Source organism: Nostoc sp. CCY 9925 (assembly GCF_963920935.1).
Lineage (GTDB): Bacteria > Cyanobacteriota > Cyanobacteriia > Cyanobacteriales > Nostocaceae > Nostoc.
Genome location: NZ_CAWUDO010000008.1, coordinates 15,994 through 42,868 on the forward strand (window position 1 = coordinate 15,994; position 26,875 = coordinate 42,868).

A 26,875-nucleotide genomic window follows, 5' to 3' on the forward strand; every position below is an offset into this window, starting at 1 on the left:
AAGGCGTAGTGTGGCTATTTATTATCAGGGCAAATTTCTTTTCGCAAATCGGGACGGGAAGCAAGGTATTCTTTTAAATCGTTGCAACCTCGCGCTAGTGAGCTATCTAAACTTTGAACCCGACGCAACTGCACAAAATAATCATCTACCTTAATGGCAATTAACTTACTATCTGGTCTGAAAACAAAACTCCAGCCTGGAGATTCAGCAAAGCCTTGATATTCAGCAAACTGCTGCCAAGAACCATCTTTTACCTCAGTCCACAGACGCACAGTACGATCTGCGAAAGAAGTCCCTGTAGCAATCGTCTTACCATCCGGGCTAAATGCTACATTCAAGACCCAATTATCATGTTTGAGAGTGGTAATTTCTTGTCCTTGTAGATTCCACAACTTGGCTGTACCATCGAATGAAGCAGTTACAACAGTCTTGCTGTCAGGGCTAAATACTACATTTGAAACCCAATTATTATGCTTGAGAGTAGCAATTAACCCACCTTGTAAGTTCCACAGCTTGGCTGTACCATCATCCGAAGCAGTAGCAAAAGTCTTACCATCGGGACTAAATATTACTTTTGTGAGCGAATTATCATGTTTGAGAGTGGCAATTTCTTTACCTTGTAGATTCCACAGCTTGGCAGTAGCAGTATTAGATGAAATAGTGCCAATAGTCTTACTGTCAGGACTGAATACTACCCTTTCCTCTGCTCTAGTATAATTAGATCCCTCACGTTTATCTTTAAGAGTGGCAATTTCTTTACCTTCTAAATTCCACAACTTAAATAAATTAGTTAATTTAGTGGCAATAATCTTACTGTCAGGACTAAACACCACATTATCGACCCTATCAAGAGTAGCAATTTCCTCTCCTTGTAGGTTCCATAACTTAGCACTAGCATTACCAGACTGTTGAACAGTAGCAACAGTCTTGCCATCGGGACTAAATACTATATTTTTAACTGTATCCTTATGTTTGAGAGTGGCAATTACCTCACCTTTTAGGTTCCACAACTGGGCGGTATCACTAGATACAGTACCAACAGTCTTACCATCCGGGCTAAATATCACCTTTTTGACCCAAGCATTATGGTTGAGAGTAGTAATTAGGCCATCTTGCAGATTCCATAGCTTGGCTGTACCATCCCGTGAAGCAGTAGCAAAAGTCTTACTGTCCGGGCTAAATACCATGTTCTCTACCCTATTAGAATGGACAACAGTAGGTATTCTGCCTTGAAGGTTCCACAGCTTGGCTGTACCGTCTCTTTTTGAAACAGTGGTGACAGTTTTACTGTCAGGGCTAAATGCTATATTATTGACGATATCATTATGTTTGAGAGTGGCAATTTCTTGTCCTTGCAAATTCCACAATTTTGCTTTGCCATTCACAGAAAAAAAAGTAGCTAAAATTTTACCATCAGGACTAAATGTTACATTGTGAATCTGCCCAATAGCTTGATTATCGATTTTGAAAGTGGCAATTTCTTGTCCTTGTAGATTCCATAGCTTGACTGTACCATGCTCTGAAGCAGTCGCAACAGTTTGACTGTCAGGGCTAAATACTACATTCCTGACTATATCCTTATGCTTGAGAGTAACAATTTCTTTCCCTTGGAGGTTCCACAACTTGGGTGAGTAATTATTAGAATCGGAAGTGGCAATAGTCTTACTATCAGGACTAAATACTAGGTTTTCTTCACCTGAAGAACTATGTTCAACAGTGGCAATTTCTTGTCCTTGTAGGCTCCACAGCTTCGCTGTAGAACTACTGAGCGAAGTAGTAACAACTGTCTTCCCATCAGGGCTAAATACTACGTTTTCTCTCAAATATTTATGATTGAGACTGGGATTGAGACTGGCAATTTTTTGTCCTTGCAGATTCCACAACGTGGCAGTACTGTTAGATGCAGAAGCAGTAGCAACAGTTTGACCATCGGGACTAAATACTACATTTGAAACCCACCAATTATTATCTTTGAGAGTAGCAATTAACCCACCTTGTAAGTTCCACAACTTGGCAGTATTATCCGATGAAGCAGTACCAACGGTTTGACCATTGGGGCTAAATGCTACATCGTTAACCTTTTCGTTATGTTTGAAAGTAGCTATTTCTCCACCTTGTAGATTCCACAATTTAGCAGTACCATCATCTGAAGCAGTAGCAACAATTTGACCATCGGGACTAAATACTACGTTGTTGACCTTTTTGTTATGCTTGAGAGTGGTAATTGTCCCTGTTTGCAAGTTCAGCAGCTTGGTAGTACTGTCATCTAAAACAGAAACGCCCGCAACAATTTTAGTATCAGGACTAAACACTACTTTACGGACTTGACCGTCAAATTTGAGTTGATTTATCTCGCGGTTATATTCTAAAGTATTGTGCAAGGCTAATATAGGGCTAACAGTTGGGTAATCTTTTAGCTGATTACCATTTTTAACTAACTGTTTTAATTGCTTTACAGACCTCATAGCCTCAACTAAATTATCCAATCCCACATTCCCACGTAAGCGCAATAAACCAGCCGATGAGCGCTCTAAATCTGTGACAATTTGGGCTTGTTTTCGTTCTATGTTTGCACTAATCGCTCCAATTGCTGCTACTATTGCCCCAACAACAAATAAAGCTAAAATGCTTCCACCAATGCGAATCTGTCGCTTTGTTTTTCTCTCTACATCCGTGAAACGCTGCTTCGCTTTCCTCTCTTCCTCCAAAGCCTGATTTTGTCTCCCTTCCGCCTCCTCAACCTTCTGATTTAACTCTGCTTGCACACTCGCAGACAAAAAGCGATAGTCAGCATCGCTTAATCTCCTTCCATCAGCCCAAAGACGAGCCTTTTCTAATTCTTGCCCCCGCAACAAATAGGACTCATCCTGATATTCACTCTCTTCCCAAGCCTTTAAATTATCAGCATAAAAACGTAATTTACCTAACTCATTCTCAACCCAACTTAAATCAAAAACATTCGCATAAATTTGGTTATAAACCCTCAACCTTCCCTGCTGTTCCACCACCAAACCAGTCAACCGTAACCTCATCTCTTCGAGACTACGATCGACATTAATCTCACGCTGCTGCAAAATTTGCTGATATAAACCCAACAAACCCACAGCAATTTGCTCCTTATTCAGCATCCTATCCCGAATAGTTTTTAAATGCTCTTGCTCATCCTCCGCTTCCCAATTATCAATAATTCCACTCCTCACCACCCCTTCCACCCATTTTTCTCCCCTCCTCGCTAGCAGATTGGGGTTCTTCAAATCCCGAATTAACAAATTACAAACCTTCTGCGTCAATAAAGGCTGTCCCCCCGTCCAAGCCAAAACCTCTCGCATCAAAGCTTGAGGATTTTTTACCTTCCCCTCTAACCCCTTTGCCAAAGGTGCAATTTCATCTAATTTAAAACCATAAAGTTGAATTGCTGTACCAATATTAAACGGCGTTCTTTCCTCATCTTTAATTAAATCCGAAGGTGTTGCTACCCCAACTAAAGCAAAAGTCAAACGTCTATATTCAGCTTTAAAAGAGCGTCTTTGATAGCAACTTCTAATCAAAGCAAAAAAATCATCCGCCGGAAAATCTAAACGGAGAATGCTATCGATTTCATCGAGAAAAATAACAATATTTTCGTGAATATTTGGTAGTAACAACTCATCAAAAAGTTTCGCCAACCGTCGCACTGGAGCAATTTCGATAGATTTGTCCCACCACACAGTTAAATCTTCTGGTTCAATAAAATTAAGTTCAGTCAACAGGCTATCAATAATACTTCCATACCACTGCTCAACGGTCATACCCTGACTACCCAATCCCGAAATATCAATCACAGCACAAGCAAAACCATCAGCTTGTAACTGTTTCATCGTCCGCACCAACAAACTCGTTTTTCCCATCTGTCGGGAGTTAAAAACATAACAAAGCTCACCTGCTCTCAATCCGTAATCAAGGTCAGAATCCGCTTGCCGTCTTACATAGCTGGGAGCATCTTCTCCTAAACTGCCACCAACTTTATACTCGTAGTCTCCAGTCATAATTTAATTTCCAATAGAGAACAATTACATGGATGCCTATCTTGAGTTTAATTTCGAGAATATTGAGTACGTATTGAGTTTTTATTGAGTTGCTATTGAGTTGTAATTGACTTTACCAAATAAACACTTATCCTGTAATGTAAATTGCATAGTTTTTTTTATCAACCAGCTATGCCACGCGGAATTAGAGTTCGTACAGAGTGCATTAAACTAGTCAAGCAAAGGATGAGACAAAAAGGCTTTGTCCGTCAAATCGATTTAGCTGAGAGAATCGATCGCAAACAATCAACAGCTTACAATTTTCTTAATGGAAAACCAGTTGACTATCTCAACTTTTTAGAATTTTGCAATGTATTAGATTTTGAAGTCCAGGAAATTGCCGATTTTGAAGTGCTGGCAGATACATATACACAAAAACACCAAAAAATAGAAAAAATAAATAATTTTCCATCATTTCCTCCTTCCTTACTCTCTACTTGCGAACTTGAATATCCAGAAGGGGAAGTAGCATTAGATTCTCCCTTTTATGTAGAACGTCCTCCCATCGAACAGCGTTGTTACGAAGAAATCAAAAAGCCAGGTTTCCTAATTCGCATCAAAGCACCGCAACAGATGGGTAAATCTTCACTTCTAGCGCGGATTCTGCATCAATCAGAAAATCAAGGAAATATAACAGTAGCTATCGATTTTCAGCTAGCAGAAGAGGAGTTTTTCTCCGACTTAAATAAATTTCTGCGCTGGTTTTGCGATACCGTCACCGAAGCAGTTGCAGGAAATAATCGAGAATTACTCGAAAAATTGCTGCAACAACTCGATGAGCATTGGAAATCGGGACAGCGCTTTGGCTATATGAAAACTTGTAAAAATTACTTTGAGCGGTATTTATTTCCAGAAATCAACCAACCGTTAGTTTTAGGCTTAGAAACAGTCGATAGATTATTTGAATATCCCAAAATCTACAGGGATTTTTTTGGATTATTACGCGCTTTACACGAAGAAGCCAAACGTCGAGATATCTGGAAAAAACTTCGATTGGTGTTAGTATATTCCACCGAAGCTTATGTACCAGTAGATATCAACCAATCACCATTTAACGTTGGCTTGGCAGTGGAATTACTAGAATTTAGCCACGAGCAAGTAAAAGATTTAGCCCAATTGCATCAACTCCATTGGAGCGATACAGAGGTAGAAAAGTTGACAGAACTAGTGGGAGGGCATCCATTTTTAGTGCGTTTAGCTCTGTATAAAATTGCTCTGGAAAAAATCAATTTAGCGGAATTTTTGCAAACCGCAGCTACAGCACAAGGCATTTATAGTAAACATCTGCAACGTCTAGAATCTATTTTGCAGCAACAACCAGAATTATGGGATGCAATGCAAAAGGTTGCTTCTAGTAATAGTCCAGTACATTTGCCCAATGTCATCAGATTTAAATTATATAGTCTTGGATTAGTAAAGTTACAAGGTGATGAAGTAACGCCAAGATGCGAGTTATACCGTCAATATTTTCGCCGTAATTAAAAGGACTATTTAACTCAATTAACTCAATTAACTAAATTACAACGCCAGTTTGTACTCAAGTCTCCCTTGTAGATGATGGAATTGTCGAGTTCAACAGACAATCCCATGTTACAAACAATCACCAAGTCCAAGAAATTACTTCTAGCAGCTTTGGTTTTGGTATCAGCAGTAACATTCAATAGTCCCAAAGTTGAGGCAATAAACAGCCAAAATCTAAATCTAACCCAATTACCGACATCAAGTGAGATCTGCGATGCGTGCAGCACCGAAGGTATCGCCGCAGCACAAGAATGGAAAAAATTCTCTCCAGATGAAGGTCAATTTTCTATTCTTATGCCGGGTGAAAACATTTCAGACATCACACCAGAGCAAAGTGAAAAGTCTGACGTTGTTGAGTCTACAAAAATGTATCTGAGTGCTAATGAAACAAATGTGTTTATGGTTAGCTATGCTGACTTTAATAATAATGTGACTCAGATTCCCTCAAGTGAATTATTGGATTCTGCTGTACAAGGAATGTTAGAGGATGGGACAAAATTACTAAGTCAGGAAAATATTAATCTAGGTGCATATCCCGGCATAGAAATGAAGCTGTGGGATGAAAAAGAAGGAATTTTTTTGACGGGTAGAGTTTTTATTGTTAATCAAAGGTTGTATATGCTCTTAGTTGGAAGCCCAAAAAATCCTCAAGTCAGTGATGTCAGAAAGTTTTTTGACTCCTTCGAGTTGATAAGTAGCTCAACCTAAAAAAACGCAAGACGTAGATGTAAATATACAGCGTTTTTCAGGTAAATGAAGTACATGGTTACATGGGTAGGGGCGCACAGCTGTGCGCCCCTACGATGATCTGTATCTCACCAAGTTGCAATCTGCTGTAATAAAAATTTATTTTAATAATTCTGCCAAATTGCCAAATAAGTAGCCTCTTATCTGAACTTTTGCCGTATTTTCATGTAATATTACATTGGTACAGTTACAAAAAAATTTTAGATTTAGTATCTACTCACAATTAGATTTAACAGCTTTAACATTAGTAATTGTTACTGGAATAAAAGTTTACCTTTTCTGATTCAACACGTTTTCAAATAAAGGGTATTATTAAGGAATTTATCTATTATGATTGCTACGTTGATTGTAGCTTGGATTGTCTTTATAATATTGTGGAAGTTGCTGAAAGCAACTGTAAGTAGTGCATTAACTATTGCGGCAATCCTAGTTTTATTAAACATCGGTTTTGGCATTACTCCACAAGATATTTGGCATCATATAACGCAGTTTGCTCAAACTATCTCGCAGATCCAAAGCGGCAAGTAAAAAATTAATTCTGAATTGTACATTCAGAATTAATTTATCGCTCAAGTATTATTCAATGCTGAAACCTTAGCCAATGCATCCTTAACACTTGGCGGTAACTGACGCATAATCTTGCCTCTTTCGCGATCTAAAGCTACTAAGGTTACCTTAGCAGTGACATATAATTCTTGTCCGTCAGGTGAGACAATAGCATAATCCCAATTTATGCGGACGCCAGTCACTTCAGCCATACGGGTTTTAACTATCGCTGCCATACCTAATTGAATTGAACGATGATAGCGCACCGACAATTCTACAACTGGTAAATCGCAACCTAAAGCTACTAAATCAGCAAATTCAATCCCGATAGACCGCAAGCATTCAACCCGTGCTTCTTCCATCCAAGTCAGATAGGAACCGTGCCAGACAATACCTGCATAGTCAGTGTGGTGTGGTTGCACTCTTACAGGATATTCAAACCAGTTCTCAAATCCCTGAGTTGATGGAATATCAAGGGCAGTCGTTGGTGGTAGTTTTGGTTGGTTGGGTTTTTCTTCTGACATTTTCAAGTTTCTGGGCATCTATTTTGAAAAGCTATAAATTATCGAAATATAGAATAGTTTAAAAATTAATTGCTTTCCATGACTTGTTGATTTAAGATTTACACTTCTGAGTATAGGGAGTGTTTTCTTATGCGGCCTAATCTCCGATATGTTAAAGTTGTAACTTTGACTCTACTTAGTGTACTAGGTTTTGGGATGGTATACCCAGAAAATAACCAAGTAAGTACAAATCCAAAGTTGCGATGTCTGACGACAAGCCGCTGCGCGTCTACGCATTTTGGACAACAAGCTCAAGCTTTACCCCAGAATAATCAACTCTCAGAAATTGAAAGGCTTAATGAAGAAGCTATCAAACAATCTCAGCAACGTCAATCGCAACAAGCATTGCAAATATTAAAAAAAGCATTAGCCGTCAGTAGAGAATACGGCGATCGCTCTTGGGAAGCTGTAACATTTAATAACATCGGTAGAGTATATCAAAGCCAAAGAAAGTATCCCGAAGCACTTCAATCTTATCAGCAAGCGATCGCGATTAATAAAGAACTCGGAGATCTAGTCCGGCTTGGCAAAACCTATAGTAATGTAGGTTACTTATTTGATATCCAAAACAAACCAGAGTTAGCAATTATTTTCTACAAAGGTTGCGTAATCAACCGTGAAAAAGCTCGTTTGAATCCATTAACATTAACTGCACCACAACCAGATGCTTACAGCATAACTGTTAAGCAGACATATCGAATTTTGGGTGAGCAATTACTCAAACAGAAACGTATTCCTGAAGCTCAACGAACAATGGATTTACTCAAAGTTGAAGAACTAGAGGAGTATCTCCAAAATGTGCCAGGTAATCAACGTACTGCTAAAGGCATTGATATAGTGGCACAAGAAAAACCAATTAAACAAAAGTTAGATCAAACCCTAGATAATGCTGTTGTACTGGGAAAAGAACTAACAAAACTCCGAAAAATTCCTCCCCAAGAGCGATCGCCACAACAAAAACAACGCATCGAGCAGTTAGTATTAAACCAGCAGCAACTCTTGGATAAATTTAACAAGTTTCTCGATAGTCCTCAAGTAAAAGCGCAAATAGAACAAATTAGCCGTACAGCTAGGCGGCAAAATTTGGATTTGGAAAGTCTCAATCAAATTCGGGATAATCTAGCTAGGTTGCCCCAAAAATCTGTACTAATCTACCCACTGATTTTAAAAGATAGCTTGGAATTGGTATTAGTAACTCCCGATTCTCCACCAATTCATCGCACTGTTGCTGTGACAAGCGAAAATCTTCATCAGGCAATTGGAGACTTCCGCGAAGCTTTAATCAATCCTAGTCAAAATATCAAAGCACCTGCAAGCCAATTGTATAACTGGCTAATTAAACCAATAGAAAAAGACTTGAAGCTATCAGGTACACAAACTCTGATTTACGCTCCAGATGACCAGTTACGCTACATTCCTTTAACTGCTTTATATGATGGGAAACAATGGCTAGTGCAGCGCTTTAGTGTTAATCACATTACATCTGCTAGCCTGACTAACTTAAACACTCCAAAACAATCTAATTTGCGAGTTTTAGCAGGTGCTTTTACTAAAGGTAATTATGAAATCAAAGTTGGTAATCGGCAGGTTGCTTTTGCTGGTTTGCCGTTTGCAACGCGGGAAGTAGAAAGTTTAGCGGCGGCGGTTCCTGAAACTAAGAAACTTTTAGATGATGCTTTTAGCCCTGGAGTTACTGTACCCCAAATGGATGATTATACAATTGTCCATTTAGCGACTCATGCAGCTTTTGTGGTGGGTAAACCAGAAGATTCGTTTATTTTATTCGGGAATGGCGATCGCGTTAACTTTAGAAATATCTCTACTTGGTCACTCCCCAATGTAGATTTGGTAGTGTTGAGTGCCTGCGAAACAGGCTTAGGAGGCAAGCTAGGTAACGGTGAGGAAATTTTGGGCTTTGGCTATCAAATGCAGCAAACCGGCGCTAGAGCCGCCATCGCCTCGTTATGGTCTGTGGATGATGGTGGTACACAAGCACTGATGAGCGCTTTTTATAATATTCTCTCTTCTGAAAAACTCAGTAAAACCGAAGCCTTACGAAAAGCTCAAATCTCATTAATTAGCGGACACTCAAAGCCAAAAACTGACAATACGCCTGCAAGGCAAATTAGTAACTTTAATCACCCGTATTATTGGGCACCCTTTATTTTGATTGGCAACGGACTTTAGGAGTTACTGAATCCTTTGACGATCGCGTTTTGATGATATTTTTACATAACAGGACAAACATATTGCAGAATGTGGCAGCTATATACCCCACCTCTGACTGTGGTGCGTTTTAACACCTGATAGCTCAAGGTTCAAAATTTGGCTTGTGAAGTTTTGGTAGATACAAAAAAAGATGCGACGGGCTAATAAAGTGCCAATCACTGAAGGGTAACGGAGAATCAGTAATGAGCGATCGCTAAGCAAGCCGCTATTACCAATCACCAGTTACCGAGAATCAATTTGTCATTCACCATTGACTTTTGGAACCTTAACACTTCTTGGCTAAAGTTTTGGAGTCTGTATCGATTTGCATAGATTGTTTGACAAGATTAGCCAACTCTTGTAGCTGGTTAATTGCCTCTGCACCTTCTAACTTCATTAATTCGCGGTCATCCCGCATTTCAGTCCAAGTAATCCCGTAGTCGGATACTAGAAACCGAATCAGATGGTTATCACCCAAGCTAACCATAAATGATGCACTATTCATCTGGTCGCCACAGGTATAGCAGGACGCAGGATACCCACGCCGCTCCAGTACAATCGCCAAGGCTTGCAGGTTCATTACCAAGTCTTGGACGAATTGTCGATGTTGATGTGCTAGTCTCAGAAACACTTTTGTCCTCCAGACACCACAGTCGTTTGAGTTACTTTTATATTTTCTTTAGATTTTCTCATCCACTGGTATTGTAAACTATTCATTACAATTACTAGACAGATGATATTGAGTCATTAATTGACTACCTTGTTTAGGGTAGAGCATTAGGGTTTTGAGCGCCGTATCAAACTATTCAGTTTGGAAATTCAAAATCTGGGACAGAATTGTTAAATATAACTTATGTCTTTATACACTTCTGTCAGGGTAGATTCCTAGACCAAGCGATCGCTTCAAGAGTAACTCAAATCTACCACTAGTCAACTCCAGAAAAGCTACAAATTGCGTTTTTATTAACGACGTGCAGCTAAATTCACAGGTAAAAGAGAATCTAACGTAGTTTTGCGTCGTTATAGTGCGCTTTGCTTGCATGTTTAATCTGTTATCTTTCTAGCGTAGATTTTGGTAGGTACAGATTATTAGGTATACCAAATTTGTTCCTCCTAGCTATATATATTTGAGCAGATGAGAGTGCAATTGGTAAATTCAGTAGTAAATTGCAGAGTAAATATAAATTGCGATACAAAAACTACGTACTTAAGAGATCGATCTGAGTGTGGAATCCATAATAGATAAACTCAACACTGACAATATCTAAACTCAGGGAAACAATGTTGCCATTTAGGCACTACTTTCAGCTATCCGTTTATATTTAAGCTCTGTAAGCATGAAGTGACTTAAAACTACTGCTAATAGTTGCTCCCATAAGTTTTATAAATGTATTTCGTAGTACCACACCAAAAGGATGATCCAATTCACCCATTTTCCCTGCTCGTAAGGACTGCTCAACGATCGCCTTTGTGCGGGGAAACCGCTTTAATTCATACTGTTGGAAAGCTACTATCGGATTGAAAAGCTGTTTGAGACATTTAGCCACCACAAAAGCATCCTCTAATGCTGTACATGCTCCCTGTCCCATAGTTGGTAGCATTGGATGTGCAGCATCACCCAGCAGTGTAATATTCTGCTTGCTCCAAGGTTGAGTCGGGGTGATAATTTTCTGATTTGTGGGCATTTTTTATAATCGACAGACTTGTCAGTTGGTTAATAGTTAACAAATTTTGTGCTGCCTTGTCAACTGACTTTTTAGTCGATTAAACTGCTGCTTAGTTGATATAAACACACAATCAGCAATGCTAGCTAATTTTTCCAATTTAACGCACCACTCAAAGGTTTAGGTGCGTTAGGCTACGCCATAACACACCCTACATAATACCAATTCAAAATTAAGAAAGCCGACATAACGAGGGTTTCGGAGCATCTATCTGCCGCACTCTTTTTTTAAATTGGTGAAACTACTCAAAATACTCTCAAAAATACAGTCACAAATAAATTATTGAACTAGGCGATCGCTTCTCTCCAAACAAGCTTATCAATAGGCGATTCATAAAAACAAGATAATACGCGATCGCTCTCCAAGCTTGCACTTTTTAGCTCAGAACTAAGAACACTGAGATGTCAAAACTTCATTTCTAGATACTGGAGAAGAATTTTCCAATCGCCATCCCCAGTACCCAGTACCCAATTAATAATGAGTTGCCGATTTGCGATGATGCACGGCTGTGACACCATCAGTATCTAACAATTTGCCATTATCCACGGTTGCATAAACCAGCCAATGATCGCCAGATTCCATCCGGTTTTGTACGGAACATTCGAGATATGCTAAGGCGTCTGTCAGTATGGGAGAGCCGTTTTCTGCTTCTTCGGCGGCGACATCGGCAAATCGGTCTTGTCCTGGGCCAAAGGGTTTGAGGAAATGCTTCATCAAACCCAAGTGATTGCCTTCTTTGAGGATATTCAGGACAAATTTATTTCCTGAGTGTGTCAAACTTTCCACAGCGCGGTCTTTGGCAACAGCGATGGTTAAACCAGGGGGACTAAAGCTAGCTTGAGACACCCAAGAAGCTAACATGGCGCTGGATATGTCGTCTTGCTTGGCTGTGAGAACGCACAGCGAACCAATAATTCGCCCAACTGCTTGTTCGACGGTAGTGGCAGGAACGCTTTGCGAGCGCACTTTTTTCGCTTTTTTTAATGTTTGGGCAAAGTCAGTGCCGGCTTGTTCGCACAATTGCAAGGTAGCGTCGTCTGGTTTAAATTTGACGCGGATGGCATCAAAACCAAACCGATAACCAGCATCTTTCAACTTGCCTTCAATTAAATCAACCGCTTCACCACTCCAGCCAAAGGAACCAAACACACCAGCAAGTTTATTATTGGTACCTGTGGCTAGAACAATTCCTAAAGCTGTTTGCACGGGTGTAGGTGCGTGACCGCCAAGAGTAGGAGAACCGATGACAAAGCCAGCGGATTTTTCCACAGCAGTACGGATATCTTCTGGGTCGGTGAATTCGCAGTTAATCGATTCTACTGCGACGCCAGCTTTGGTGATGCCACGAGCGATCGCTTGGGCTAAAGTGGCTGTATTTCCATAAGCTGATGCATAAATCAACGCTACTGTCAAGTCAGCAGAAGTTTGTTGCTGACTCCATTCTCGGTAAGCTTTGGTAAGTTCGATTAAGCCATAGCGCACCAAGGCTCCATGTCCAGTAGCGTACATTCGCACCGGTAAATCTGCAAGTTTCTCCAACGCTGTTTCAACTTGACGAGCGTGGGGAGCCATGAGGCAATCAAAATAATAGCGGCGGTCTTCGTTATAGATTTCCCAGCCTTCATCAAATACCTGATCTCCGCAAACATGCGCCCCAAATAACTTATCTGAGTAGAGAATTTCTGTTTGCGGATCGTAGGTACAAAGGTGGTCTGCATAGCGGGGATTGGGGGTGGGAATAAATTGTAAATTATGCCCATTGCCTAAATCCAGAGTTTCTTCTCCCCGCATCACCAGAATTTGCAAATCTGGATTTTCCAGCGCCCCGCGTAAATTTATCGCCCCTGGATTAGAACAAACAAAAGTGATTTGTGGCGCAATTTCCAGTAAAGCTTTTAAAGTTGCAGCGCGGTTAGGGTTGACGTGTCCCAAAATTACATAATCTAGTTTTGTAACATCAAAACGCTCCTGCAACGCTTCTAAATAAATTTCTGTAAACGTTTCCCCAGGAGGGTCAATCAGAGCATTTTTATCGCTTTCAATCAAATAAGAATTCGCAGTTGTACCCTTAGCCAGAGCATATTCTATTTCAAATCTCAGCCTTGACCAACTGCGCGATCGCAATATTTTTGTATCTGTAGCAATGGGGAAAACTTGAACGTCACGGGGTTTGTTTGTTGACATAGCTTTATTGGGGATTGGGTACTGGGTACTGGGTACTGGGTACTGGGGACTGGATACTGGGAAATTCTTTCTCATGCCCAATCCCCAATCCCTAATCCCCAGTCCCTAATAATGGTTTCCAACTTTCCGATGATGAACAGCAGTCAGGGCATCTGGCTTAGAAACTCGTCCGGCGTAGACGGTGCTGTATACTGCCCAGTGGTCGCCGCAGTCCATTCTGCTGACAACTTCGCACTCCATGTAGGCGAGGGCATCGGTGAGGATGGGGGCACCATTTTCGGCTGGCTGGGTTTTCACTCCTTCAAAGCGATCTGCGCCAGGGGCGAACCGTTTCAAAAAGTGCTTCATCAGTGGTTGAAAATTGGCTTCTTCTAAGACATTAAGCACAAAGCGATCGCCTACTTGCATCAATGATTCAATTGCCCGGTCTTTGGCGACTGCAATGGAAAATCCTAAGGGTTTGAAGCTGGCTTGAGCAACCCATGAAGCTAACATCGCACTGGAAACATCACCTTTTTTGGCGGTGATAATATATAGTCCGCCGCTGAGTCTACCTAGTGCTTTATCTAAGTCTGCACCAAGGGATTTCATGGCTTTGATGCTGCGATCGCGTGTTACCCACTGACCTAAGTCTGTACCCGCTTCTTCACAAAGCTTGTAAATGTTTTCTGTGGGTGTTTCCTTAATCCGAATTGCTGGGAAAACTGTTGTCAAACCCAAATTCCGGAATTTACTCAGCAAAGGATCTATCGGTTCATCATCACCGCCGCCACTTTCAAATACGCCGATGGCTTGCTTTTCTTTGGCAGATCCTAAAACTGTACTGAGTGCAGCTTGGATGCTAGCAGCACCTGAAGCCGGAGGTAAACCAACAACCAATCCCGCACAACGGCCTACTAGTTCCCGCAACTCTTGTAAATCCACTTCAGATCCCAAATCCACAATTTCCACAGCGACATTGGTTTTGTTGATACCATTGGCAACTGCTTGGGCTAGGCGATCGCCATAACCGTATTCCGAAACGTAAAATATCCCAATGGCTGTTTCTGGCTTGGCTTGGGTTTGGCTCCAACTGCGGTAACGTCCAACTAGTTCGTCAACATTATGAGACAATAACGGCCCGTGACCAGTGGCAATCATGGCGATGGTTTTTAATTCCCCCATCCGCTTGAGGGCAGACAGCACAGACCGGGCGTTGGGCCCCATTAGGCATTCGTAGTAATATTTAAAATCTGCTTCAAGAGTTTTTAAGTCTTCGTCGAAGGTGGTATCGGAACAATAGTGCATCCCGAAAGCATCGCAGGTGAAGAGAATTTGGGTTTTGTGGTCGAAGCTGAAGATGGTATCTGGCCAATGTAAATTTGGTGCAATGACGAATTCAAATTCATGACCGTTACCTAAATCTAAGCGATCGCCATTTTTCACAATCCGCCGTTTAAATGGCTGATGTACCAAATCCTCTAAAAACTGAATTGCTACCTTAGAAGCCACAACTGTAATATCCGGAGCCATTTGCAGCAAATCTTTTACTAAACCGCTGTGGTCTGGTTCGGTGTGGCTGATAATCAAATAATCTATTTCTTTGGGGTTAATTAGTCCGGTAAGCGTATCAAAATATAATTGACGAAACTTTTCGTGGGAGGTATCGACTAAGGCAGTTTGCTCCCCCCGGATGAGAAACGAGTTATAAGTAGTACCGTTTTGCAGACCGAACTCAATATCGAAGCGATCGCGATCCCAATCCAGTGATCGAATTGCCGTTGTATCTTGAGCTATTTCTACAGTCTGTATGGTAAGCCGTTTTTCAGTTCTTTCGGTAAGCGCTACCATAACTCCCCTCCTTGGCAAATTGAGTATTTATTCCTCTTGTCTTATTTTGACACGTGTTCTATGTAAATTTTTATTAAAAAATTTATGTTGATGTTAAGAAAAATCAAATGATCGAACCACAGAGGCACGGAGGACACAGAGAGAATATTTGGCTAGCTTTGGAAATTGGCAATTCTCGGTTGCACTGGGCGTTGTTTATTGGCGAGATTCTTTACTCAACCTGGGATACAGATTATCTAGCTGAGTCTGTTGTACAGCAATTGGCTGAATCTCAAACCCTAAATGATTTGTTAAAGAAAATTTTTTCGCCCTTTGAGCCAGGTGATTTTCTAAGCAACACTTCTCCCCTCTGCCCCTGTGCTCCTCTGCCCCCCTGCCCTCTTCTGGTCGCCTCCGTAGTTCCCAGCCAAACTGCTATTTGGCAAAGTTATCCGAACGTTGGTGTGATTATTTTAGACCAAATACCCCTCAAAGGTGTGTATCCCACATTAGGAATTGACCGTGCTTTAGCTTTGTGGGGTGCGGGAAAAACTTGGGGTTTTCCAATGTTGGTGATTGATGCAGGAACAGCCTTAACTTTTACAGCTGCGGATGCTAATCAGTGTTTGGTTGGAGGTGCAATTCTGCCAGGATTAGGTTTGCAATTTGCAACTCTGGGTCAACAAACAGGACAGTTACCATTAGTTGAAATAGACAAATTGGCATCTCTCCCATCACGTTTTGCGCTCAATACAACAGAGGCAATTGAAAGTGGTGTGATTTACACTTTTATAGCTGGAATTAAAGATTTTATTCAGGCGTGGTGGAATTTATTTCCTGGTGGAAAGATTGCAATTAAAGGTGGCGATCGCACTTTAATAATCAATTATCTGCAAGCCTTATATCCGGAAATTGCAACACATTTAATTGTGGAACCAAACTTAATTTTTTGGGGAATGCGAGAAATTGAAACTTGGTAAGTAATTTTATTCCTGTAAGATGGCGTTTGATAACTTTTTTATCTCATCAAGTCCAGTTCTATAATCGTCTAATCCCCATCTCTAAACCTTCACATACACTGCTAAGAAAATCTAAATCCAAACTAGCAACTGTATCACTAGGTTTGTGATAATTTGGGTTCCGTAAAAATGCTGTATCTGTGACCATCATTGCTGGATAACCCAAATCCCAAAAAGATGCATGATCGCTGAGTCTGGTTTGCGGAACTATTAAACCTCTATTTGGTACGGGTAACCATTGACTAGATACACCGACTTGGCGAATACTACGACTCAAACCAATTAAATCACCAATTGTCCGCCAATTGCCAATTAAAGCAATAAAATCGCCGCTATTAGGGTAAAAGCGGTTTAAAAAAGGCGGGTAACTTTGAGAGCCGGGTGTAGAATCTTTATAGCCCAGCATTTCTAGTGAAATCATTAAACGTAGCTGTTGCTTTTGTTCGCGCAACAAAGCTGCATAATCAGCACTACCTAATAAGCCATATTCTTCCATATCGAAAGCTACTAGCTTTAAAGGATATCTTACAGGTTCGGCAGCAAACTTTCTGGCTAATTCCAGCAACACCGCCATACCTGTGGCGTTATCATCTGCGCCTGGCGTTCCCGGAACAGCATCATAATGGGCGCCAATTAAAATAGGCGGCAAATCTTTTTTTTGCGGTCTTGCTTGGGAAGGTAAATTTAAGATGAAATTTTTACAAGCTTTACCCCTAACTTGGAAGGTGTGGATTTCCACACTTCCCCATTGGGAAAATTGCTGGCGAATATATTCTTGGACAAAAAAATGCCCAGCTGTTGCTATGTAAGGATCGCGTTCTCGCGCTATCTCATTGAGGAAAGTTTGTAATCGCTGTGTTAAATTCAAATCTTTTAAAGTTTTCAGGCACTCAAAAAAGCAGAGCAAGTATGATTAAGGTGCATTTAGCAACTTGTAGATAGAGTAAACAGAATTAGCTAGATAACAACAATTGAGGCTGCTTGGACACACCAAGCATCGTCAATGCTATCCTAGTCTTGCAACTATCTCCTCTAGCTGAATTTTTTAACTTACTACCTTAATGACGACTATTATACATTGAGGTGTTTTCACCGTATAGCACAAAGCTAGAGGTAGTTCCACCCAATCATAATAAATATATAAGACACTTTAGGAGAAGAGTAACGCATGGGCAAGGTAGTCGGCATCGACTTGGGTACAACCAACTCAGTAGTCGCCGTGATGGAGGGTGGCAAGCCGGTGGTGATTGCCAATGCAGAAGGAATGCGAACAACCCCATCCGTAGTTGGCTTTAGTAAAGAAGGCGAAAGGGTGGTTGGGCAAATGGCACGACGGCAAACCGTCCTTAATCCCCAAAATACGTTTTTTGCAGTGAAGCGGTTTATTGGGCGTAAGTATGGCGAACTAAACCCAGAATCAAAGCGTGTCCCCTATACGATTCGCAAAGATGAAGTAGGTAATATTAAAGTCGCTTGTCCCCGTCTGAATAAAGATTTCGCCCCAGAAGAAATTTCCGCAATGGTGCTGAAGAAATTAGCAGACGATGCTAGTCGCTATTTGGGTGAACCTGTGACAGGGGCAGTGATTACGGTACCTGCTTATTTTAACGATTCTCAGCGGCAAGCAACTCGTGATGCTGGCAGAATTGCTGGTTTAGAAGTACTGCGGATTCTCAATGAACCAACTGCTGCATCTTTGGCTTATGGATTAGATCGGGGTGACACGGAAACTATCTTAGTATTTGACTTGGGTGGTGGCACCTTTGACGTGTCGATTTTAGAAGTAGGCGATGGCATATTTGAAGTTAAAGCCACCAGTGGAGACACACAGCTTGGTGGCAACGATTTTGACAAAGTAATAGTAGATTGGTTAGCAGAGCAATTTCTGGAAACAGAAGAGGTAGACTTAAGACGCGATCGCCAAGCTTTGCAACGTCTGATGGAAGCTGCGGAAAAAGCCAAAATTGAACTTTCTGCTGTCAGCGTCACCGATATTAACTTACCCTTCATCACCGCCACGGAAGATGGACCAAAACATCTAGAAACTCGTCTGACTCGTTCCCAGTTTGAAAGTCTATGCGGTGATTTGATTGGGCGATTACGGACACCAGTTAAACGCGCCCTCAAAGACGCCGGACTCTCACCTAGAGATATTGAAGAAGTTGTGTTAGTTGGCGGTTCCACAAGAATGCCAATGGTGAAGCAGCTAGTACGGGACTTGATTGGTATCGAACCCAACGAAAATGTCAACCCCGATGAAGTGGTGGGAGTGGGTGCAGCGATTCAAGCAGGGATTCTCGCAGGGGAACTCAAAGATGTGCTGCTTTTGGATGTCACACCGCTATCTTTGGGACTGGAAACCATCGGCGGCGTGATGAAAAAACTTATTCCTCGTAATACTACTATACCAGTACGCCGCTCTGATATATTTTCCACATCGGAAAATAATCAAAATACTGTGGAAATTCACGCAGTCCAGGGCGAACGAGACATGGCAGCAAACAACAAGTCTTTAGGACGGTTTAAGCTGTATGGCATTCCACCAGCCCCACGGGGTATTCCCCAAATCCAAGTATCCTTTGATATCGATGCAAATGGAATTTTACAGGTCACAGCGTTAGATAGAACTACTGGTAGAGAACAGAGTATTACCATTCAAGGCGCTTCTACCCTGACAGAATCGGAAGTCAATCGGATGATTCAGGATGCTCAAAAATACGCCGATGTTGACCGGGAACGTAAAGAACGAGTAGAAAAACGGACTCGTTCGGAGGCGTTAATTTTCCAAGCAGAACGACAACTTAGAGAAGTAGCCTTGGAATTTGGTATGCAGTTTGCCCGCAACCGCCGCCAAAGAATTGATAATATTTGCCAAGAATTACGAGAAAGCCTCAAGGAAAACGACGATCGCGGTATTGACCAAGCCTACGCCGACCTGCAAGATGCTTTATATGAGCTAAATCGAGAAGTCCGCCAGTATTATGCTGAAGACGAAGACGACGATTTATTTGGCACTATCCGCGATATCTTCACTGGTGGGGATAAAGAACGAGAACGAGAACGCGAACCTTTGCGAGATACATTTCGCGATCGCGACTCCTATAGTAGAGACTATAACAGAGACCGAGACTATGGCAGAGACTATAACCGAGATAATCGTTCTTCCTCCTATGAAAACCGTCCTCCACGCAAATCCCGTCCAAGTTACCAAGATAACTGGGATGATGAAGAAGACAATGATTGGTTGTAGTTTCTGAAAAAAGTTAGGAGTTAAGAGTTAAGAGTTAAGAGTTAGGAGTGAAAACTGAAAACTGAAAAGCGAAAAATTAAATCTTTCAGATCGTAATTCCTAACTACCAACTCCTAATTACTCACTTATAACTACCAACTCCTAACTCCTAACTTTTGATTAATCCAAAATCTAAAATTTAAATAGCTGACTATGCAAAATTTGCAGAATTTCCGTGATTACTACGAAATTTTAGGAGTATCTAAAGACGCCTCTAATGAGGAAATTAAAAAGGTTTATCGGCGATTAGCAAGACAGTATCACCCGGATCTTAATCCTGGAAATAAAGCAGCCGAGGATAAATTTAAGGATATCGGCGAGGCTTATGAAGTGCTTTCAGATCCAGCCAAGCGATCGCAATATGACCAGTTTAGCCGTTATTGGAAGCAAAAAGGCTTTGCGGGCAATAAACAGACGCCAAAGTCTAAAAGCTGGCAAACCGCCGCTAACGGTCGCAATGATAAACAGGACGTAGATCCAAGTGAGTTTTCCGACTTTGAAAGCTTTATTAATCAAGTTATCGGCGTCAAAAATAAAAATGGGGCAAATAACTCCAATAATGGTGCTAATAGCGATCCGTTTCGTTCGCCGAGAACAAAAGTCGCCTATACAGTTAACACCCCACCCCGCACCCCTCGTAGAGATATAGAAGCCAGATTGACTCTACCATTAGAAAAAGCTTATCAAGGTGGTAACGAACGCATTCGTTTAGAAGATGGGCGATCGCTTGAAGTGAATATGCCTCCAGCGATGGTTACAGGTCAAACTATTCGTTTGCGAAACCAAGGCGTTGGCGGTGGCGACTTATACTTAAAAATTACTGTTGAGCCTCATTCATTGTTTAAGCTAGATGGTTTTAACATCCTCTGCCAAGTGCCTGTGACTCCCAGCGAAGCAGTTTTAGGAGGACAGGTAGAAGCACCCACCCTGGATGGCCCTGTAAAAATGACCATACCTGCTGGAGTTAGGTCTGGTCAAAAATTTCGGCTAGGCAACAAAGGTTACCCTAATGATGATGGCAAACGTGGCGATCAATTGGTGGAAATTCAGATAGTTACACCGAAAAACATTAGTCCAGAAGAACGGGAACTTTACGAAAAATTGCGGCAAATTGAAACCTTTAAACCCCGCGCTGACTTAATAGGTTAGGGATGGTGGAGTATATCTAGATTATTTGAGGATCTGATATCGTTATTGTATAAATTAATCAAATGAATAGTGAAGTTTCGAGCAAACGCATCTTATTTTTGGCAGCCAATCCAAAAGGTACACCACAACTGCGTTTGGACGAAGAATTTTGTGAAACTCAAGAGAATCTCAAACTCTTCTATCTTGTAGTTGGAAATCAAATATTGGAATAAAGCCAGTTAGCCCCCTATGGCATTAGCCAGTTTACAATATTAGAGAAAACTCGAACGCAAAGTGACTCAAACAGCCGTGAATCACAAAGGGACGACGCCACAAAGCAGTGAACCAACTTATTACTCCCTGCTAGGACTGCATCCCTCGGCATCCGTAATCGATATTCGTCGGGCTTATCGGCAATTGAGCAAACGCTATCATCCTGATACTACAGAATTGCCTGCTGCTGTAGCTACTGCCAAGTTTCAGCAACTCAACGAAGCCTACGCCACCCTGAGCCATCCAGAACGTCGATTAAGCTACGATTTAAAAATTGGCTATTCCCGCTTTGGAGTGATTCAAGCACCCTCTGATTTGAATCATCCGGTTTCGCACTCTTATGACTTCTCAAAATCAGCTTATCTCGATGCTAGCGATCGCCCACTTTCATCTGGCGAAATCTTCGCTTTATTTATACTAGTGTTAACATTTGTAGGTTGTCTGTTACTAGCAGTTGCCATTGGCTTAACTCGTGGTGATGCTGCTTTGCAAACGCATTTGCAGCAACCAAACCTATCTGTACAGCAGATTACCTATGTGTCGCAATTACAGCAGAATTCAGAATCCAGAAGTAAAACAGGCTGAATGTCTAATACCAAATTTAGTTTGTGTACTTCACACTTCTTGAGACCTCTTGTAATTCCCCTGATGGTAATTAAATATTAAAAAATTTCCTAATCCAAAATCCAAAATTCCTATGTCTCTTCTTCCCCCAGATACCCCCTTATACAATCATCCCCTGCCACAAATTGAGCAGTGGTTAAAAGAGCAAGGTTGTCAACAAGATGAAACACAGAGGCATTGCTGGCGCGTGCAGCGGTCGAGTTGGCAAGCTGAACTTTGGCTAGATGTTGAGCAAATCGTAGTGCGATATGTGCAATCTGCGGAAAATGGACAAGATATCCAACGCTCATTTAAATATTCTCTGAGTAGGGAAGATATAGAACAAGCGGTGTTTTCTGGTCCATAAGCTAAGTGCTGAGTACAGGATACTGTAAAAAGACATCGCTTATTAGAAGCAAGTTTGAGAATTATTAAGTAAATCTTAGACTAAAGTCGATAGCGATCGTCTTTCCACAAATTGTAAAATATGCTAAATCGCATCATCACTGCTGAATGCGATCGCCAGCCTTGTCCTCACTCTCCATCAAAGACACACCATACCTGTGTGACTACGGCTATATTTAACCCGTTTATTCTACCAAAATGCGATCGCTGACGTTTGAGCTTAAATATAATCGCCAATCTTGTAAACTCGGCACAGGTGACAAAAGCACCCACCAAAAGCGTAGACGCGTAGCGGCTTGTCGATAGACATCAGTTGCAAATGAAGTTACTTATAATACAGCAATAAACCGTGTAAACACTAAGCCAAAAGACGGCTGGGTCTGATTGTAAATCTTAGACTAAAGTCGATAGCGATCGCATTTCCAAAAATTATAAAATATGGTAATAATAAATGCCTGAAATGAAAAATCAGGGTTCTACCCACCAATAAAGGAAGGGTGAGATGAGCGATCGCACGTTTGGACGCAAGAAAGCAGGTACATTAAATTTTTCTAATCCGTCCCTTGTCTCACCACATACCCCGACGCTGGCAAGCCCAACATCCGGCTTTAGTTTACCAACAAATAATCTAATTCAAACAGCAACAGAAGAATCAACCAAGCTTGAAGAAGCGGAGTCTGCTGACGAGCAATCCTTGTTATCACAAGCCATTGAGCAACGGCCTTTGAGTCACGATATTAGTCGCATAGCTTTACGTCGTCCCCAGGCAAAACTGACGGTGGGAGAACCAAACGATCGGTATGAGCAGGAAGCGAATCAGGTGGCAAATCAGGTAATGCGGATGGTTGTGCCAGATAAACTTAACTCTTCTACCGTAGAGCCTGAAGACTACTTACAGCGCAAATGTGCAATCTGTGAGGAGGAAGAAGAGGAAGTACAGACTAAGCCATCCATACAATCGGCTATTGATGGAGACTTGCAGGCAGAGGATGATATTGAGAGTCGTCTCAATAGTAGCAAAGGTGGGGGAAGCCCGTTACCTGATGATGTGCGATCGTTCATGGAACCTCGCTTTGGTGCCGACTTCAGCCAAGTGCGAGTGCATACAGATTCCTCTGCGGTGCAGATGAATCAAGATCTTAGAGCGCTGGCATTTACACACAGACAAGATATTTACTTTGGAGCAGGTAAGACACCAGCTAAGGATGAATTGACAGCGCATGAATTAACCCATGTGGTGCAGCAGACAGGTGGAGTTGAAGGGCAAGTTAATAAACAACCTAACCACACAATTAGTTACCCAAAAATACCAACTTTAGAAGGTCAAACACCGAGTAGTCAAGTATTGAATCATTTACAATCTTTAGAAAAAACTTCCAATCATAACTCCTCACTTTACCGCAAAGAGATTCTCCAGTTTCAGCAGAAAAACTCTTCTGAAAAAATAACTGCTTCCCAAGAACAAATTCTTGAGCAACACAAACCTGTAGATATTCAACAAAGAGATAGTTCAACAACTTTAAGGCGATGTGGTGGGAGTAGTAAGCCTTCTGTTAACGCTGAACGCGTTGAATTTACATCTAGTCACCCCCTAACTGCTCACAGTTCAGATCCAAAGATTAATCCAACTTGGAGACCAAGTTCTGTCGATCATGCCGCTGCTTATACCAAGGGTGCGACTCCAGCTCTTAATGCTCGATTTGTGAATGTGGGAAGCAGTTTACCTGGACTTGATGCTGGAGGTGATGCTGGAGGTGATGCTAGCGCTCCTCCTAGTGTTTCTGTACGCGTCAAAGAGGGAGGAGTTGTTCGCGGTACACAGACTGGTATTACTCCTAGTGGTAATGCTATTGACGTTACAGGTTTAACATTATCTGGGCTGACTGGCTCTACCGAAGTCCGCAAGAGTAACTACAGTTTGGAATGGGAAGGTTCGATAGATGGTACTACCTGGACACCGATGACTACAACTGGAAGCCACCTACTTTATTGGCTTCATGCCGCTCCTTTAGCTAGTCCTCTATATAATTTTGCAGTTGCTAAAGCCACAGGTTACGCATCGGGAGCAAGTGATGTCCCCACAGCAATCCGCTCAGGACTCCGTGGTGATGTAAGTTACGATCCAGCCGATCGCATTAATGCCGATCCGCTGACAGTCTACGGTGATGGCGTTGGAATTTGTACTGATTTTGGCAACTTATTGACTCTACTTGCCCGTTCTGTGGGATTGAATGCTAACACTGTGATGTTTTGGGGAGGCTTTGAATCGGTAGGTAAGAATATTTGGGTAACTCTGGGTGGACCCTATGGTCTTATTAACCTCGTTAATACAAGAAGTCCAAATCCAACTTACAACAACCCATTTCCTCCAATTTCACCTAACGGTTGGGCATTTAACTATCACGTGATATCTCGGATCGAAGGTAAATTACACGACGCTGCCTTAGATCGTACAGATATTGATGCTCAGGCTGCACATAATGGCAAAGTTGTCCATCTGGTAGAACTAAGTTCTTCTACACTTCCGAAAGCTAGAAAACGTAAAGCCTACAGTGAGACTATTCCGCGCAAAGACCATACAGTGCAAGTAACTACCCGAGATTACGGCCCTCAAATCACAAGTAGTGTCTTTGGCAGCGATATTTATGTAGTACAAGCAGGAAGTACGTCTCCTGTTGATGTACCCGTAGGATGGAGTTTAAGTGGAGGTTCTTTACCCCCCGGTCTTAGCCTTAATCCCTTAACAGGTCGCATTAGTGGTAAACCTACTACCAAGGGTATATTTACTCCTAACATCCAAGTACAAACACCGCTAATACCTGGATTGCCTACCTTAACTAATACATCTTCATTAAATATTGAAGTTGATAAATGAATAAATTAATGCGTTTGACACTCATTAGTTTGTTAATCATTTTTGCCATAGGAGTTTATACTGTGGAAGCCAATAAACCTTCGCGTTCATCATTACAAACGCTCTCCTCTACAGAGCGAATACAAGGAGAGAGTCTTATTGGTGCTTACCCCTTTTTTGAAGAGCAAACAACCGCTGCCATCAACTTGCCGTCAATAGACAACCTCTTACGAGGTACATCTCTCACAGTCTCTAGCATTGACGGAGAACAGGTAACCGATCCAACTTTGGTAAAACGTATTTCTGATGAATTAGGTCAGCTTTTAGGCGGGTGGTTCAATCAAGACTTAACTCCTTACATCCAGCTTCATCAAAGTTTGGTTCCACAGAATATGCAGCAATACTACAGAAACAGTGGAACGACCTTACAGTCAGACAAGCCAAAAACGGCATTCTACTATCTAGCATTTCAAATAGTTCCTTGGCAGGTTCAGGCATTAGGAGAATTGGGAGTTTTTCACTCCATTTCCATCAGTCAGCCACTTACCAAAGCCAAAGCACTTCAAGAGGGAGGACACCCATCCCCTCGTCCTTTGGGTTCGATTGAACCTTTACTAGCTGATGCTGCCCCAAATCTCTCGACTGCTAAACTTAGCGATCGCTCTGCTGAACATCCCGTTAATGTCTTCGATACTTATCTGCAAGATACCTGGCTTACTATCAAGTCGGGTGTACGTTTGAGTTTAACCGATAATGGCACGGAGGTTACAAGTGAACATCCTTATCATTACAGTATTCGTATCAACCTTGACCTTCGCAAATCAAGATAACCAGCAAAAGCAAGTAGCAAACAAAACTCATGTCCTCAGCGCTGAATTATAAACAAAAATAGAGATGGATAATTTGAAATGAACTCCCTAAAGTCCTTATATACAGACGTTAGAGAGGTTCTGGAAAATTCAATTCCTGATTACTGGTCAGCATTAAGATCCTTGCTTAGCAATTTTCTTCAAGAACCAATGGCTCCAGAGGCGATGCTACCATTAGCCTCTTGTCAAGCTGTTGGCGGTACTCCAAAAGATGCCATTCATATCTCTGCTGCTCTTTTGACTTTTGGAGCATGTTTGCGTATTTTGGATGAATTAGAGGATCGAGATAGACCTGGACAATTATGGGAACAGGTGGGAGCAGCCAGAGCATGGAACTCTGCTGCTGCTATTAATGTTCTCTGCTTTCAAATACTTAGCAAAGCTCCCTTTGAACCTCAAGTCTTTAAGAGAATCAATCAAGCCTTTCTGGATGCATGTTGGCGGATTTCTGCTGGTCAGGATAGAGATCTAGGCGGAATGACCAAAAATATTGAAGATTATTGGTTAACTATAGAAATGAAGACAGGTGCCGCGTCAGCTATGGCTTGTGCCACAGGAGCGATGGCCGGTACAGACGATCCCAACCTAATTAATGCCTGTGCAGTTTTTGGGCATCATTTAGGACTGGCTGTACAAATTCTCAATGATATGGAGTCAATCTGGCAACCGGACGGCATCACAGATTTGCAGCAAGGAAAAGTCACTCTGCCATTACTGTATGGATTGCAATTCGATCATCCAAAACGTCAGGAGCTTGTAGCCTTAGTCGAGGCAAATGAAGTTGCTGCGAATGTTGAAAGAATCAAAGGAATTTTGGATGCAATCGATACCAGAAGTTTTTTAATTTGGGCAGCATTAAAGGAGCGAGAGCAGGCGTTAGAGGCAATTAAAGTTTGTCCAAATGCCGAGGGAAAAGAGATATTAGAATCCTACATCACTGGCATGTTTGGTGATATTGATTTCTTCTCGAAATGTTAAAGGTCAAGGGTTTTTTCTGAATCGCTTTCCCTTTACCCTTACCCTTTTCCTCACTTTTGCAAGAAGAGCAGTATGGGGGGAGATTAGAAAA

General features: G+C 41.7%; 21 protein-coding genes. 14 read left to right on the forward strand and 7 right to left on the reverse strand.

Annotation, left to right across the window (positions count from 1 at the left end):
- Positions 1 to 14 precede the first annotated feature (14 nt).
- A complete protein-coding gene (locus ACM0OY_RS06485) occupies positions 15 to 4,025 on the reverse strand; it encodes an AAA-like domain-containing protein (RefSeq protein ID WP_414568039.1) in 4,011 nt (1,336 codons plus the stop codon).
- A gap of 171 nt (positions 4,026 to 4,196) precedes the next feature.
- On the opposite strand from ACM0OY_RS06485, the gene ACM0OY_RS06490 reads away from it, so the two are divergent.
- The 3 genes from ACM0OY_RS06490 to ACM0OY_RS06500 all read left to right on the forward strand — a co-directional run bounded on the left by ACM0OY_RS06490 (position 4,197) and on the right by ACM0OY_RS06500 (position 6,860).
- Entirely contained in the window at positions 4,197 to 5,546 is a 1,350-nt protein-coding gene (locus ACM0OY_RS06490; RefSeq protein WP_414568040.1) for an AAA-like domain-containing protein, read from the forward strand.
- Positions 5,547 to 5,651: 105 nt separating this feature from the next.
- The gene (locus tag ACM0OY_RS06495) at positions 5,652 to 6,293 is read left to right on the forward strand and encodes a hypothetical protein (RefSeq protein WP_414568041.1); all 642 of its coding nucleotides are present in this window, start codon (positions 5,652 to 5,654) and stop codon (positions 6,291 to 6,293) included.
- 369 nt (positions 6,294 to 6,662) lie between these two features.
- Entirely contained in the window at positions 6,663 to 6,860 is a 198-nt protein-coding gene (locus tag ACM0OY_RS06500; protein WP_414568042.1) for a hypothetical protein, read from the forward strand.
- Between the two features lie 41 nt (positions 6,861 to 6,901).
- Here ACM0OY_RS06500 and ACM0OY_RS06505 read toward each other — a convergent pair whose 3' ends face one another.
- A complete protein-coding gene (locus ACM0OY_RS06505; RefSeq protein WP_414568043.1) occupies positions 6,902 to 7,402 on the reverse strand; it encodes an acyl-CoA thioesterase in 501 nt (166 codons plus the stop codon).
- Positions 7,403 to 7,531: 129 nt separating this feature from the next.
- On the opposite strand from ACM0OY_RS06505, the gene ACM0OY_RS06510 reads away from it, so the two are divergent.
- Positions 7,532 to 9,628, forward strand: coding sequence for a CHAT domain-containing protein (locus tag ACM0OY_RS06510; RefSeq protein ID WP_414568044.1), 2,097 nt, complete (start codon positions 7,532 to 7,534; stop codon positions 9,626 to 9,628).
- A gap of 307 nt (positions 9,629 to 9,935) precedes the next feature.
- On the opposite strand, the gene ACM0OY_RS06515 is transcribed toward ACM0OY_RS06510, so the two are convergent.
- The 4 genes from ACM0OY_RS06515 to ACM0OY_RS06530 all read right to left on the reverse strand — a co-directional run bounded on the left by ACM0OY_RS06515 (position 9,936) and on the right by ACM0OY_RS06530 (position 15,387).
- Positions 9,936 to 10,280, reverse strand: coding sequence for a DUF1815 family protein (locus ACM0OY_RS06515; RefSeq protein ID WP_096541181.1), 345 nt, complete (start codon positions 10,278 to 10,280; stop codon positions 9,936 to 9,938).
- A gap of 691 nt (positions 10,281 to 10,971) precedes the next feature.
- Positions 10,972 to 11,334 (reverse strand): FAD-dependent monooxygenase, encoded by a 363-nt coding sequence (locus tag ACM0OY_RS06520; RefSeq protein WP_414568045.1) that lies wholly within the window; start codon positions 11,332 to 11,334, stop codon positions 10,972 to 10,974.
- Between the two features lie 510 nt (positions 11,335 to 11,844).
- Positions 11,845 to 13,557 (reverse strand): diflavin flavoprotein, encoded by a 1,713-nt coding sequence (locus tag ACM0OY_RS06525; RefSeq protein ID WP_414568046.1) that lies wholly within the window; start codon positions 13,555 to 13,557, stop codon positions 11,845 to 11,847.
- A gap of 105 nt (positions 13,558 to 13,662) precedes the next feature.
- Positions 13,663 to 15,387 (reverse strand): diflavin flavoprotein, encoded by a 1,725-nt coding sequence (locus ACM0OY_RS06530; protein WP_414568047.1) that lies wholly within the window; start codon positions 15,385 to 15,387, stop codon positions 13,663 to 13,665.
- A 107-nt stretch (positions 15,388 to 15,494) separates the two neighbouring features.
- Here ACM0OY_RS06530 and ACM0OY_RS06535 point away from each other — a divergent pair, with 107 nt between their 5' ends.
- Positions 15,495 to 16,346: a pantothenate kinase gene (locus ACM0OY_RS06535; RefSeq protein WP_414568048.1), complete on the forward strand. Its 852-nt coding sequence runs from the start codon at positions 15,495 to 15,497 to the stop codon at positions 16,344 to 16,346.
- A gap of 58 nt (positions 16,347 to 16,404) precedes the next feature.
- Here the strand turns inward: ACM0OY_RS06535 and ACM0OY_RS06540 are convergent, their stop codons facing one another.
- Positions 16,405 to 17,253: a M28 family peptidase gene (locus ACM0OY_RS06540; RefSeq protein ID WP_414568049.1), complete on the reverse strand. Its 849-nt coding sequence runs from the start codon at positions 17,251 to 17,253 to the stop codon at positions 16,405 to 16,407.
- Positions 17,254 to 17,553: 300 nt separating this feature from the next.
- On the opposite strand from ACM0OY_RS06540, the gene dnaK reads away from it, so the two are divergent.
- From dnaK to ACM0OY_RS06585, 9 genes are all read left to right on the forward strand, one after another.
- Positions 17,554 to 19,635, forward strand: a complete 2,082-nt coding sequence (dnaK, locus tag ACM0OY_RS06545) for a molecular chaperone DnaK (RefSeq protein WP_414568050.1) — start codon at positions 17,554 to 17,556, stop codon at positions 19,633 to 19,635.
- A gap of 192 nt (positions 19,636 to 19,827) precedes the next feature.
- Positions 19,828 to 20,823, forward strand: a complete 996-nt coding sequence (locus tag ACM0OY_RS06550) for a DnaJ C-terminal domain-containing protein (RefSeq protein WP_414568051.1) — start codon at positions 19,828 to 19,830, stop codon at positions 20,821 to 20,823.
- 62 nt (positions 20,824 to 20,885) lie between these two features.
- Complete coding sequence (locus ACM0OY_RS06555) at positions 20,886 to 21,035, forward strand: hypothetical protein (RefSeq protein ID WP_414568052.1); 150 nt, start codon at positions 20,886 to 20,888, stop codon at positions 21,033 to 21,035.
- Positions 21,036 to 21,096: 61 nt separating this feature from the next.
- Positions 21,097 to 21,660 (forward strand): J domain-containing protein, encoded by a 564-nt coding sequence (locus tag ACM0OY_RS06560; RefSeq protein WP_414568053.1) that lies wholly within the window; start codon positions 21,097 to 21,099, stop codon positions 21,658 to 21,660.
- A 112-nt stretch (positions 21,661 to 21,772) separates the two neighbouring features.
- Complete coding sequence (locus ACM0OY_RS06565) at positions 21,773 to 22,045, forward strand: DUF3143 domain-containing protein (RefSeq protein WP_414568054.1); 273 nt, start codon at positions 21,773 to 21,775, stop codon at positions 22,043 to 22,045.
- Between the two features lie 120 nt (positions 22,046 to 22,165).
- Positions 22,166 to 22,294 (forward strand): hypothetical protein, encoded by a 129-nt coding sequence (locus tag ACM0OY_RS06570; protein ID WP_414568055.1) that lies wholly within the window; start codon positions 22,166 to 22,168, stop codon positions 22,292 to 22,294.
- Positions 22,295 to 22,585: 291 nt separating this feature from the next.
- Complete coding sequence (locus tag ACM0OY_RS06575; protein WP_414568056.1) at positions 22,586 to 24,958, forward strand: eCIS core domain-containing protein; 2,373 nt, start codon at positions 22,586 to 22,588, stop codon at positions 24,956 to 24,958.
- Positions 24,955 to 25,767 carry a hypothetical protein gene (locus ACM0OY_RS06580; protein ID WP_414568057.1) on the forward strand — a complete coding sequence of 271 codons (813 nt, stop codon included), beginning with the start codon at positions 24,955 to 24,957 and terminating at the stop codon, positions 25,765 to 25,767. Before ACM0OY_RS06575 ends, ACM0OY_RS06580 begins: the two co-directional genes overlap by 4 nt.
- A 78-nt stretch (positions 25,768 to 25,845) precedes the next feature.
- Entirely contained in the window at positions 25,846 to 26,784 is a 939-nt protein-coding gene (locus tag ACM0OY_RS06585; RefSeq protein WP_414568058.1) for a polyprenyl synthetase family protein, read from the forward strand.
- The last annotated feature ends 91 nt before the right edge of the window (positions 26,785 to 26,875 follow it).